This window comes from Pandoraea sp. NPDC087047, assembly GCF_044745225.1.
Taxonomy (GTDB): domain Bacteria; phylum Pseudomonadota; class Gammaproteobacteria; order Burkholderiales; family Burkholderiaceae; genus Pandoraea.
In genome coordinates, this window is the sequence record NZ_JBIUZU010000002.1 from 104,834 (window position 1) to 115,395 (window position 10,562).

The window sequence follows — 10,562 nt, forward strand, 5'->3', positions numbered from 1 at the left end:
CGATTTGCAACGCTTGACGCCCGAAAAGCCTGCCTGAGAGGCACGAGTGTCACATTGCCGCAATGCAAAATGAATGCGGCAATCACATGCCGCCATTCCTTCGTCCGACGGGGGAGCAAAACACCTTCCCCCCTCGTCTCAGCCGTCCCCATCGGGGACGTTCCCGCCAAATCAATGCAAGCTCAACTCAGCGCGACCGGTTGCCGCCTCGGCTGCCACGGTTGCCGTGATTACCACCACCGCCGCCGCTACCACCGCCCGTCCGGTTGCCGCCACGGCTGCGATTACCGTTGGCGTTGCCACCACCGTTACCGCCATTGCCGCCGCCATTCCCCCCATTACCGCCACGCGACTGACCACCGAAGCCGCCGCCCCCCGAAGCGTTTCCGCCACCGAAACGACGACCCTCGCCACGCGGCGAAGACGTCTGCCCCGGATAACCGCCGCTCGGGCCGACAAACGCCGTGAGCGGGTTGGCGCGCGGACGGCGCGACTGGCCCGGTTCGCGAGCGAACACGCCGAGCGCCGTCTGCATCGGATCCGGCTGGCGGCGCGGCTCCTTCGGCCCACCGGCCTTGGCGCCGCGAGCACCACCCTTGGCGCCCTTTTCGTCCGACGTCGCGCCCGGCATCTTCATGCCGACCGTCGCGAACAGCGAACGCACTTGCGCGTCATCCAGCTCTTCGTAACGGCCGCGCTTGAGACCGCGCGGCAGCGTCAACGGGCCGTAACGGGTACGGATCAGACGGCTCACCATCAGCCCCGCCGCGTCGAACATACGACGCACTTCGCGGTTACGGCCTTCGGTCAGGGCCACGTGATACCAGTGATTCGAGCCCTCGCCGCCGCCGTCCTGCAAACGCAGGAAGTTGGCTTGGCCGTCATCGAGTTCGATGCCGCGCAGCAGTTGCTGGCGCGACGATTCGCTCAGTTGCCCCACGGTGCGCACGGCGTATTCACGCTCGATGCCATAACGCGGATGCATGAATCGGTTCGCCAGATCGCCGGAGGTCGTGAGAATCAGCAGACCTTCGGTGTTGAAGTCCAGACGCCCGACGGCGAGCCACTTGGCCGTCTTCATCGGCGGCAGACGATCGAACACCGAAGCGCGGCCTTCCGGATCGGCATGGCTGACGATTTCGCCCGCCGGCTTGTGATACAGCAGGACTCGCGGCGGCTTGCTCGTGATGCGACGCTTGACGAGCTTGCCGTTGATGCGGACCTGATCGGTCGGCAGAATGCGCTGACCGATGTGCGCGGGCTCGGCGTTGACCGACACGCGACCGGCAAGAATCAGCTCTTCCATCTCGCGACGCGATCCCATGCCGGCTTCGGCCAGCACCTTGTGCAGCTTCGGCGCTTCGTCGTCCGGCGACAGCACACGGCGGTCGGCCGGGCGGCGGCCACGCTTCGCAGCGGCCTTGTCGCCCTCGGACTCTTCACCGTCGAAGCCGCCCGACGTCACGAACGCGAACAGATCGCTGTCGTCGCCCGGATGGTTTGCATTCCCCTTGCCAGCGGCAGGCCCCTTGCGGCCCCGGCCCTGCGCTTTCCCTGCTGCGCCGCCTTGACCACCAGCACCAGCACCGGCACCGCCGCCTTGCGCTGCGCGTTGCCCACGGCCGCCTTGCGAGGTGCCATTGGCACCGCCGCCGCCCTGCGTGGCTTGCGACGTCTGCGATGCAGCGTCGCGCTTGCCGCTACGCGGTTTGCGCGTATTGGTGCGCGCACGCCCCTGGGCGGCCGACGGCGCACCTTCGGCCGCTGCCTGCGCTTGCGGAGCATCGGTGGACTGGGTGCCCGGCGCGGCGTCCGACCCGGCAAGCTCGCCGTTGTCATCGCCTTCGCGCTTGGCTTGCTGAGCCGCACGACGGCGGGCGATCAGACTGCGCGGACCACGGCGCAAACCGCGGCGCGACGCCTTTTCATCGCCGCCCTCGGCTTCCGGCGTACGTGCTTCGGCGCCGGCATCGCGTGCGTGCAGGTCCTGGGATTCTTCGTTTTGTTTCAACACAACCTCATTGGAAAACGGGATCATGACGGGCAGGCGTAAGTCGCTGCCCTGATCCGTGTTCGCACCATGAATGCGCGGCAAATGCGCCGCGACTTCGTTCTTATCGCTAACGGCCCTGCTGCTGCGCGCGACGCTATGCGCCGACGCCTCAGGTACCCGTGACGAGATTCTTGTCGTCCCCGTCGTTCTCGTCGTCATCCATCACACCGGGCATGGGCTGCCCGGCGGCGGCTTCGTTCGCTGCCGAGTCGACAGCGTGCGGGGAAACCTCCTGCGCTAACGACGCTGCGGGATCTGCCGCCTGCGTCGCGCCTTCTTCGGTCCCGATGTCCTGCGCATCTTGCGGCAAACCCTCGCCGGTCGATACCGCAGACTCCGACACTTCGGAAAATTCCTTGTGCTGCGCGTCGCCGTCTTGCGCGACGCCGCTCGCAATGCCATCGCTCGGCGCTTCGGCATCGAGCGACGCGTCGTGTCGCGCGTTGTCTTGCGCGTTCTCTCCGTTCTCCCGCTTATCGTCGCCAGCCTTGTCAGAGGCTTCAGACGCTTCGCCGTGCGACGCAACGTCTTGCTCACTGACGTGCTCAGCGGCCGCGAGTTCCGCGACGTCCGAGGTAATTTCGGCAGACGGAGCCGCCGCAACTTCGGTCATGGCCTCTGCGCCGACCTCCGGCAATGCCTGCGCCTGCCCTTCGCCTTCGGCCATGACAGCCTCCAGCAGGGTATCTTCCAGCAGCGCCTCGTCGGCAGCTGCCTGCTCACGCTGCGCCTGCGGCACGCCTTGCGCGAGCGGAAGATCGTCAGCCCGCACCTGCGCCAGACGCGCTAGCGCTTCGGCATCCGCGACCGGTGCATCGTCCGATGCAGCCTCTTCGGCTTCTTCGCCCTCGGCACGCTCGCCGAATTCGATATTCTGCTGCGCAAGCAAATCGATCTGCGCCTGTGCGGCCGGATCTTCGAGCGGCGGCAGCGCATCGAGCGCACGCAGGCCGAGATCGTCGAGGAAGTCCTTGGTCGTGGCGTACAGACCGGGGCGTCCCGGCACGTCACGATGACCAATCACCTCAATCCAGCCACGATCTTCGAGCTGTTTGATGATCTGTGTGTTCACCGTCACGCCGCGAATCTCTTCGATATCGCCACGCGTGACCGGTTGACGGTATGCAATGATCGCCAGCGTCTCCATCACGGCGCGCGAGTACTTCGGCGGCTTCTCCGGATTGAGGCGATCAAGGTATTCACGCATGCGCGGACGGCTCTGGAAACGCCAGCCGGTGGCCAATGCCACCAATTCCACACCTCGGCCATCCCATTGCACGCGGATTTCCTCGAGCAGCGCACGCACCGTGTCACCAGACACGGCGTCATTGAAGAGCTTGCGCAGATCGCCGACCTTGAGCGGCTCCTGCGCGCAAATCAACGCGGTCTCGAGGACGAGTTTCGCCTCTTGGGTATTCATGTGCGACTAAGCGGACCGGGGGCTTGGCGACCCGGTATCAGGAATAAATGGATGCTTGGAACACGAGAAACGGTCGTAACCGCTTCGCATAAGCGCGCGCCCTTTTGTGTTCGGTCGTAGTGACGGCGGCGCGACCTGAATGCTTCGAAACGACCTGCCGGGAAAACGCCCAGGCCGATAGTGCGGCGAGACGGACGTCCGGTATGTGCGCAATTATTACTGAAACACCGACGCCCGTAAAGCGTCGTCGAAACTCGCCGCGAAACAGCGCGTCGTATCGCCCGCCAAAACGATGGGTCGACGCCTCATGGTAAACTCTCAAAATAACTTCAGGGGCCTTCATGACCACCGAGATCGGTCGCATTCCCGGCAACCCCATTCCCGTTGCCCAGCCTCGTTGTTCCACCTGCTCGCTGGGGCAGTTCTGCCTGCCCGTCGGCATCCCTGAGCCGGAGCTGGAACGACTTGACGCACTCGTGAGCGAGCGCCGTCGCCTCAAAAAGGGCGAAGTGCTCTATCGCGCCAACGATGATCTGGGCGCCGTCTACGGCATTCGCTTCGGTTCGCTCAAAAGCTGCGTCACGGCCCCGGACGGCCGCGAGCAGGTCGTCGGCTTCCACCTTCAAGGCGAACTCATCGGCCTGGACGCCGTGGCCGACAGCCTTCACCCGAGCACCGCCGTGGCGCTCGAAGACAGCGAACTGTGCATCGCACGCTTCGGCGAATTGGAGACGCTCTCGCGTCAGGTGCCGTCGCTGCAACGTCAGTTGCACCGCCTGATGAGTCAGGAAATTCGCAACGAGCACCAGCAACTGCTCGCCCTTGGCACCATGCGCGCCGAGGAGCGCCTGGCTGTCTTCCTGCTGAATCTCTCCGAGCGTCTTGCCGCCCGTGGCTACGCCGCCAACGAATTCGTGTTGCGCATGAGCCGCGAGGAAATCGGCAGCTTCCTGGGGATCAAGCTGGAGACGGTCAGCCGCCTGTTCTCGCGCTTCGCGCAGAACGGCATGATCGAAATCCGTCAACGCCACGTCAAGATCATCGACGGCGTGGCCCTGCGCGAGCTCGCGGGCGTTCATCACTGCTGAGCCCAGCTTCCGGGGGCGCTAGAGCGCCCCCGCTCATGCGCCCCCTTGCTGGCTCTCACTTCCCCGCTTCCCCGTTATTCCTGCTTTCGTCGGCGTTCTTAGCCGATCCGGCCGACCGGAACCTCCCGCGCCAGCCGTCTCGAAGCCGCACTTCCCCGTTACCGCTAAGCTACCGGCCTCGCCCGGCCGACGCCTTGCGCCAGATCAAGAGTCGCGCGACGCCGCCGGGCCGCCGGGCCGCCGGTGTTCGACAAGCCCGGGCAAACCCTCCATAATCGGCGCGTTCGCCGCCCGGCCCCCTGCCGCCCGGCGTTTCACCCCGACGGAGGCCGCCGTTATGCCCGCTGCCATTTTTCTTAGCCCGGAAGACGCCGAGCACGCTTTCTACGAAGCGCTGCGCGCCGGTGACCCGGATACGTTGATGGATGTCTGGTCGGAAGACGAGGAAGTCGTCTGCATTCACCCGTCGGGGCCGCGGCACGTCGGCCCGGCGGCCATTCGGGCCAGTTGGCGGCAAATTCTCGCCAAAGGCGGGCTGCACGTGACGGTGAGCCACCTGCAAGTGGCGCGCAACCCGTTGTGCGCCGTCCACAACGTGCTCGAACAGGTTCAGGTCGAGACACACCCGGAAGCGCGCTACGCCTTCGTGCTCGCCACCAACATCTATCTGAAGCAAGCCGACGGCTGGCGGCTCGTGCTGCATCACGCCAGCCCGGCCATCGGCCACGAAGACACCGGCTCGCCATTGGCACGCACGCACCGGCTGCACTGACGGCAGCCCCTCAGCCCGCTCGCCACTCAATCCGATGTGCCGCCCGGCGCAGGCCAAAGCGCCTCCCAATACGGCACCGGACCGAAACGCGCTTGCAGGAATTCAATGAACGCGTGTGTTTTCGGCGGCACAAACACCCGGCTCGGGTAGACGGCCCAGATCGCGACCTCCTCTGCCAGCGGATACGCCGGCAACACCGGCACCAGTTCGCCACGCTGCAAGTGCGCGGCAATATCCCATGTCGACTTGAGCGCAATGCCGAGGCCCGCCAGCGCGGCATCACGCAGCACCTCCCCGTTATCCGACACCAGACGCCCGCCTACGCGCACACTGAGCGGGCCACCCGGCGTCACGAACCGCCAGTCGCGCTGCTCCCCGAAAATCAGGCAGTCATGCTTGGCAAGATCGCCAGGATGCTTCGGCGCACCGTTCGCCGCGAGATAAGCCGGAGACGCGCACAACGTCCGCCGACTGGCCGCCAGTTTGCGAGCAACGAGTGTCGAATCCCGCAACGCACCCACGCGAATGGCAAGATCGCCCCCCTCTTCGAGCAGATCGACAACGCGATCCGTCAGTCGGAAATCCAGCGAAATCCCGGGGTAGCGTGCGAGGAAGTCGGGCAACGCGGGCGAGATATGCTGACGCGCGAACGAAGACGAGCACGACACCCGCAAACACCCTTGCGGCGCCGCCAGCCCCTGCCCGACGCTCGCCAACGCCTGAGCCTCTGCCGCGAGCAACGCCTGCGCCTGCGCCAGAAACACCTCACCTTCCTGCGTGAGCGCCACACGCCGCGTCGTTCGGTGCAACAGCCGTGCGCCGAGCGCGCCTTCGAGTTGCGCGAGACGCGTACTGGCTGTCGCCGGCGACAGCCCGCGCTCGCGCCCCGCCGCCGACACATTTCCCAGCGCCGCCACACGAACGAACAACGCTACGGTATCGAGGTCCAATGCCATTTAACGGATTTTCCAAAAAATCTTTTCCACATTATCCGAATTATCAAAGCAATCGACTAGCCGTAGTCTTTCGCCATCGCATCAAATTCAAGTGCGTCGCCAAAGCGCCACAGCGCAGGCGGTGCGTTACCCCTTCAGGAGAAAGCAGATGAAAGCTGTCGGATTGACCCGTTATTTGCCGATCGACGACCCGAAGTCGCTCGAAGACATCGATATCCCGACCCCCACGCCGACCGGCCGCGACGTGCTGGTCAAGGTCGAAGCCATTTCCGTGAACCCGGTCGACACCAAGGTTCGCGCCCCGAAAGACAAGGTCGAAGCCACACCGCGCGTGCTCGGCTGGGATGCCGCGGGCACGGTTGCCGCCGTCGGCGCTGACGTCACCCTCTTCAAGGTCGGCGACCCGGTGTACTACGCGGGCAGCATCACGCGCCCCGGCGCGAACAGCGAATTCCATCTGGTAGACGAACGGATCGCCGGCCATATGCCCGCATCGCTCGATTTCACGAGCGCCGCGGCCCTGCCACTGACCACGATCACCGCGTGGGAAGCGCTGTTCGACCGGCTCGGCATCGCCCCCGACGGCAGCGACGCAGGCAAATCGATTCTGATCGTGGGCGGCGCGGGCGGCGTAGGCTCCATCGCGATTCAGCTTGCGCGGCGTCTGGCCGGACTCATGATTGTGGCGACGGCCTCGCGCACGGCGTCGAGCGACTGGTGCCGTCAGCTCGGCGCGCAGCACGTGATCGACCACTATCAGGACATCCCCGCGCAATTGCAGGCCATCGACGTGCCGCAGGTGGATTTCGTGCTGTGCCTGAACGATACCGACAAGCACTTCCCGGCCATGGCACAAGCGGTCGCGCCGCAAGGCAAGATCTGCACGATCGTGGAGAACGCGAAGCCGCTCGAAATCGGGCTGCTCAAGAGCAAGAGCGCCACGTTCGTCTGGGAATTCATGTTCACGCGCGCGATGTACGAGACACCGGACATGATTGCGCAGCATAAGCTGCTGACCGAGGTCGCGCGACGGGTCGATGCCGGCACGCTGCGCACGACCGTTGGCGAAGTGATCGGCCCGATCAACGCGGCGAACCTGCGCCGTGCGCACGCCCAGCTCGAAGGCGGACGCACCATCGGCAAGCTCGTGCTCGCCGGTTTCTGAGCGGCGCGCGACATCGCCTTCGTCACCACTCAGCAAAAACAAACGGCGCTTGCCCCCTGAAGGGCAAGCGCCGTTTCATCATTTACCGCCGCCGGAAATCAGTTCGCCGACGCCGCCTGCGACACCGCGAGCGCCTCAGCGGGATGAATGATCTCGCCGCCCAGCGCGGCGACCCCCGCCGTCAACCGCTCGAACGCCGCGCCGACCAATGCCGGATCGCCCTTCACGCCGAGATCGATATGACGGCGCGCATAAATCGCGCCACGCTCCGCGTCGCCCACACTCGGCAGGCTGAAAACCTTCACACCGTCGTATTCGGCTTCGATGGCCTCCATGAGCGGCGTCAGCGTCGATTCGGCCAGCCCGAACACCAGCACCGAGCGCTCGGTGTGACGGGTCTGATGATGCAGGCCGGCGTAATAGGTATCGAGCGCCCACGCCATCATCGGCCATGCCATCACGGGAAAGCCCGGCATGAAATGGTGCTGATCGACGGAGAATCCCGGAATCTTGTTGTACGGATTGGGCAGCACTCGCGCGCCGACCGGAAACTCGCCCATCTTCAGACGGTGACGGTTGTCCGCCTGCGTCATGTCGGCGCGGCCATCCGGGCTGGTATCGGCAATGCGCTCCATGATGAGCGCCTCGGCTTCCGGCGCGAGCACCAGGGGCACGTTCAGCGCCGCCGCCGCGCACTGGCGCGTGTGATCGTCCGGCGTGGCGCCGATGCCGCCGGTCACGAAAACGATGTCGTCGCTGGCAAACGTGCGGCGCAACGTGGCTGTGATGCGTTGCGGATCGTCGCCCACGTACTCGGCCCAGCCGAGTTGCATGCCGCGCTGCGCGAGCAGTTCGATGAACTTGGGCAGATGCTTGTCCTGACGACGTCCCGAGAGGATTTCGTCGCCGATGATGATGATGCCGACCGCCATGATGCTTCCTTGTCTTGTCGTCAGTGCTTGGGGGGAAAGCGCAGCGCCGCCCTCTGGCGGCGCGCCGTGTGACGATTGTGCCACTTTCACGGCGAACCGTTGGGCGAGCCTCCGCCCGAAGGACCGGGCAATCCGGGGGGCTGCGGCGGCGCCAGCGCAGGCGGCAGATCCTCGCTCTCCGACGACGGGACGCTCGCCACCGGCAGCACCGTCGCGGCGAGCACCGGTTCGCGGTGCGCCTCTTCCGCGCGCATGCGCGAGAGCGCCCGCAGGCAATAGTGGGCGAACCACAGCGCCGAGAACACGAAGATCACCACGTACAGCCAGATCGCCAGCAGCGCAATGACCGGGAACAACACGATCATGATGACGGACGAGACCCACAGCAGCGTCGGCAGCGAGCCGAGCAACCCTGTCGCCACACCGATGATGAGCAACGGCAGCCGCCGCTCGCGCACCAGCCGACGCCGCTCTTCCGGACTCGCGTGATAGGCGAGCGCGTCGTAGCTCATCACGCGGTACGTCAGCCAGCCCCACAGCAGCGGCGGCACGATCGCGAAGAACGGCGGCACGAGCCACAGCGGCAACGTGACGAGCGCGGCGATCAGGAAGACGAACGTCGCGCCGAGCGATTGCCCGAGACTGCCCCAGAACGAGCCGCCCTGACGCGCTTCGAGATGAATGAAATGCCGTCGCGAGAGGTGACGCAGCACCGCCGGCATCGACCATCCGGCAATGAGCAGCAGCGCCGAGACCACGATCAGCGGCACGAGCAGCGCCACGAGAATGAAGGGCGCCAGCGCCATGCGCACGCTGTCCACGCCGAAATAGCCGAAGAAGCGGTAAATCCACTGCGTGAATTCCCACTGTTCGAGCCAGACGCGAAGGAAATCGGTGAACGGTTCCCATCCGAACCAGATCACGGCGCCCCAGAGAAGACCGGAGACGATGAAGGGCATTGCGGTGAGCCACAGCATGCGCGGATGCAGCAGGCTCACGAGCGCGCGGCCAAGCGCGCGAAGAATATCGTTCATGCAGGTGCGGTACGAACCGGGCCGGGTGTCGTCGGGACACCCGGCCGGCCAAGCCATTGGAGTAAGGCCTTGATGTTACAGCACCGGCGCGCGGTCGTAGAAATAGATCCCGTGCGGGGAGCGCCCGACCGGAATGGTGTTGATGAGCTTGCGCGACGCAAGATCGATGATGCCGACCTTGCGCGCCCAGCGGAACGTCACCCACAGCGTCTTCTTGTCGGCCGAGAGTTCCATGTCGTCCGGGCCCGGCAGCAGGCCGGTGATGTTGCCGACATTGGTGAGCGAATCCTGATCGATGATGCTGATCGTGCTCGACACGCGGTTCGAGATCAGCACATGCTTGCCGTCGGCGAGCGAGCGGAAGTTGTGAGCGCCCTTGCCCGTCGGGATCGTCTTGATGACCTTCTGATTACGCCAGTCGACCACCGCTGCGTAGTCGGCCCCGGTCATGCCCACGAGCAGATACTTGTCGCCGGGTGTGAGCCACACGCCCGCGGGGCTGTCGCCCACCTTCATCTTCCAGATGACCTTCTGCGTGGCCAGATCGATGGCCGCGACCTCGTTCGACTCCTGCAGCGAGATGAACACGAGCTTGCTGTCCTGCGTGAAGACCAGGTGGCTCGGCATCTTCTTGATCGGAATACGTTGCGCCACGCTCAGGTTCTTGCCGTCGAAGCGATACACGTCCACACGATCCAGACGCAGCGCATTGGCCACGAACCATTTCTTGTCCGGCGAGAAGCCGATCTGATACGGATCTTCGATGTTCTCGATCTTGCGCTGGATCTGCCCGGTCTTCGGATCGAGGAAGACCAGGTTGTTGCCCACCGAGTTGGCGACGATGAGCGACTGATTGTCGGGCGTGGCCATGAGGTGATGCGGTTCTTTGCCGACCGGGAACGTCTGGATGACCTTCTGCGTAGCCTTGTCGATCAGGCTGACGCTCGCATCGGCCGAGTTGAGCACGACCACGACGTTCTCGGGCACGGGCGCCGCGGCTCGGGCCGGGCCAGCCAGCGCGGCAAGACCGAAGGAGGCCGCCAGACTGGCAGCGATCAGAAGTTTGCGCATTACGGAATCTCTCGGGAGAAAAATGTGCAGATAACGACGACGAAAACGGTAGCCAAGCGTGCGGAAAATTC

At 65.0% G+C, this 10,562-nt stretch carries 9 protein-coding genes; 3 read left to right on the forward strand and 6 right to left on the reverse strand.

The features are described 5' to 3' along the window. Positions 1–187 precede the first annotated feature (187 nt). A complete protein-coding gene (locus tag ACIPHM_RS03120; RefSeq protein WP_400324494.1) occupies positions 188–2,011 on the reverse strand; it encodes a pseudouridine synthase in 1,824 nt (607 codons plus the stop codon). Between the two features lie 151 nt (positions 2,012–2,162). Beyond that, positions 2,163–3,473, reverse strand: coding sequence for an SMC-Scp complex subunit ScpB (gene scpB, locus ACIPHM_RS03125; RefSeq protein WP_400324496.1), 1,311 nt, complete (start codon positions 3,471–3,473; stop codon positions 2,163–2,165). A 341-nt stretch (positions 3,474–3,814) separates the two neighbouring features. Between scpB and fnr the strand changes: the two genes are divergently transcribed. Together fnr and ACIPHM_RS03135 are read left to right on the forward strand one after the other, a co-directional pair. Continuing rightward, positions 3,815–4,561, forward strand: coding sequence for a fumarate/nitrate reduction transcriptional regulator Fnr (fnr, locus tag ACIPHM_RS03130; protein ID WP_400324497.1), 747 nt, complete (start codon positions 3,815–3,817; stop codon positions 4,559–4,561). 337 nt (positions 4,562–4,898) lie between these two features. Further along, on the forward strand, positions 4,899–5,333 hold the full coding sequence (locus ACIPHM_RS03135) for a YybH family protein (RefSeq protein ID WP_400324499.1): 435 nt from the start codon (positions 4,899–4,901) through the stop codon (positions 5,331–5,333). 26 nt (positions 5,334–5,359) lie between these two features. On the opposite strand, the gene ACIPHM_RS03140 is transcribed toward ACIPHM_RS03135, so the two are convergent. Continuing rightward, positions 5,360–6,289, reverse strand: a complete 930-nt coding sequence (locus ACIPHM_RS03140) for a LysR family transcriptional regulator (RefSeq protein WP_400324501.1) — start codon at positions 6,287–6,289, stop codon at positions 5,360–5,362. A gap of 148 nt (positions 6,290–6,437) precedes the next feature. On the opposite strand from ACIPHM_RS03140, the gene ACIPHM_RS03145 reads away from it, so the two are divergent. After that, complete coding sequence (locus tag ACIPHM_RS03145; RefSeq protein WP_400324503.1) at positions 6,438–7,454, forward strand: zinc-binding alcohol dehydrogenase family protein; 1,017 nt, start codon at positions 6,438–6,440, stop codon at positions 7,452–7,454. A 98-nt stretch (positions 7,455–7,552) separates the two neighbouring features. On the opposite strand, the gene ACIPHM_RS03150 is transcribed toward ACIPHM_RS03145, so the two are convergent. The 3 genes from ACIPHM_RS03150 to ACIPHM_RS03160 form a co-directional block, all read right to left on the reverse strand. Then, on the reverse strand, positions 7,553–8,386 hold the full coding sequence (locus ACIPHM_RS03150; RefSeq protein WP_400324504.1) for a competence/damage-inducible protein A: 834 nt from the start codon (positions 8,384–8,386) through the stop codon (positions 7,553–7,555). Positions 8,387–8,472: 86 nt separating this feature from the next. Then, a complete protein-coding gene (locus tag ACIPHM_RS03155; protein WP_400324506.1) occupies positions 8,473–9,420 on the reverse strand; it encodes an EI24 domain-containing protein in 948 nt (315 codons plus the stop codon). Positions 9,421–9,495: 75 nt separating this feature from the next. After that, the gene (locus ACIPHM_RS03160) at positions 9,496–10,491 is read right to left on the reverse strand and encodes a beta-propeller fold lactonase family protein (protein ID WP_400324508.1); all 996 of its coding nucleotides are present in this window, start codon (positions 10,489–10,491) and stop codon (positions 9,496–9,498) included. Between the last annotated feature and the right edge of the window lie 71 nt (positions 10,492–10,562).

Coding starts and splice junctions, on each gene's coding strand:
- scpB (WP_400324496.1), bottom strand. CDS start 3,473: ATGAATACCCAAGAGGCGAAACTCGTCCTCGAGACCGCGTTGATTTGC.
- fnr (WP_400324497.1), top strand. CDS start 3,815: ATGACCACCGAGATCGGTCGCATTCCCGGCAACCCCATTCCCGTTGCC.
- ACIPHM_RS03135 (WP_400324499.1), top strand. CDS start 4,899: ATGCCCGCTGCCATTTTTCTTAGCCCGGAAGACGCCGAGCACGCTTTC.
- ACIPHM_RS03140 (WP_400324501.1), bottom strand. CDS start 6,289: ATGGCATTGGACCTCGATACCGTAGCGTTGTTCGTTCGTGTGGCGGCG.
- ACIPHM_RS03145 (WP_400324503.1), top strand. CDS start 6,438: ATGAAAGCTGTCGGATTGACCCGTTATTTGCCGATCGACGACCCGAAG.
- ACIPHM_RS03150 (WP_400324504.1), bottom strand. CDS start 8,386: ATGGCGGTCGGCATCATCATCATCGGCGACGAAATCCTCTCGGGACGT.
- ACIPHM_RS03155 (WP_400324506.1), bottom strand. CDS start 9,420: ATGAACGATATTCTTCGCGCGCTTGGCCGCGCGCTCGTGAGCCTGCTG.
- ACIPHM_RS03160 (WP_400324508.1), bottom strand. CDS start 10,491: ATGCGCAAACTTCTGATCGCTGCCAGTCTGGCGGCCTCCTTCGGTCTT.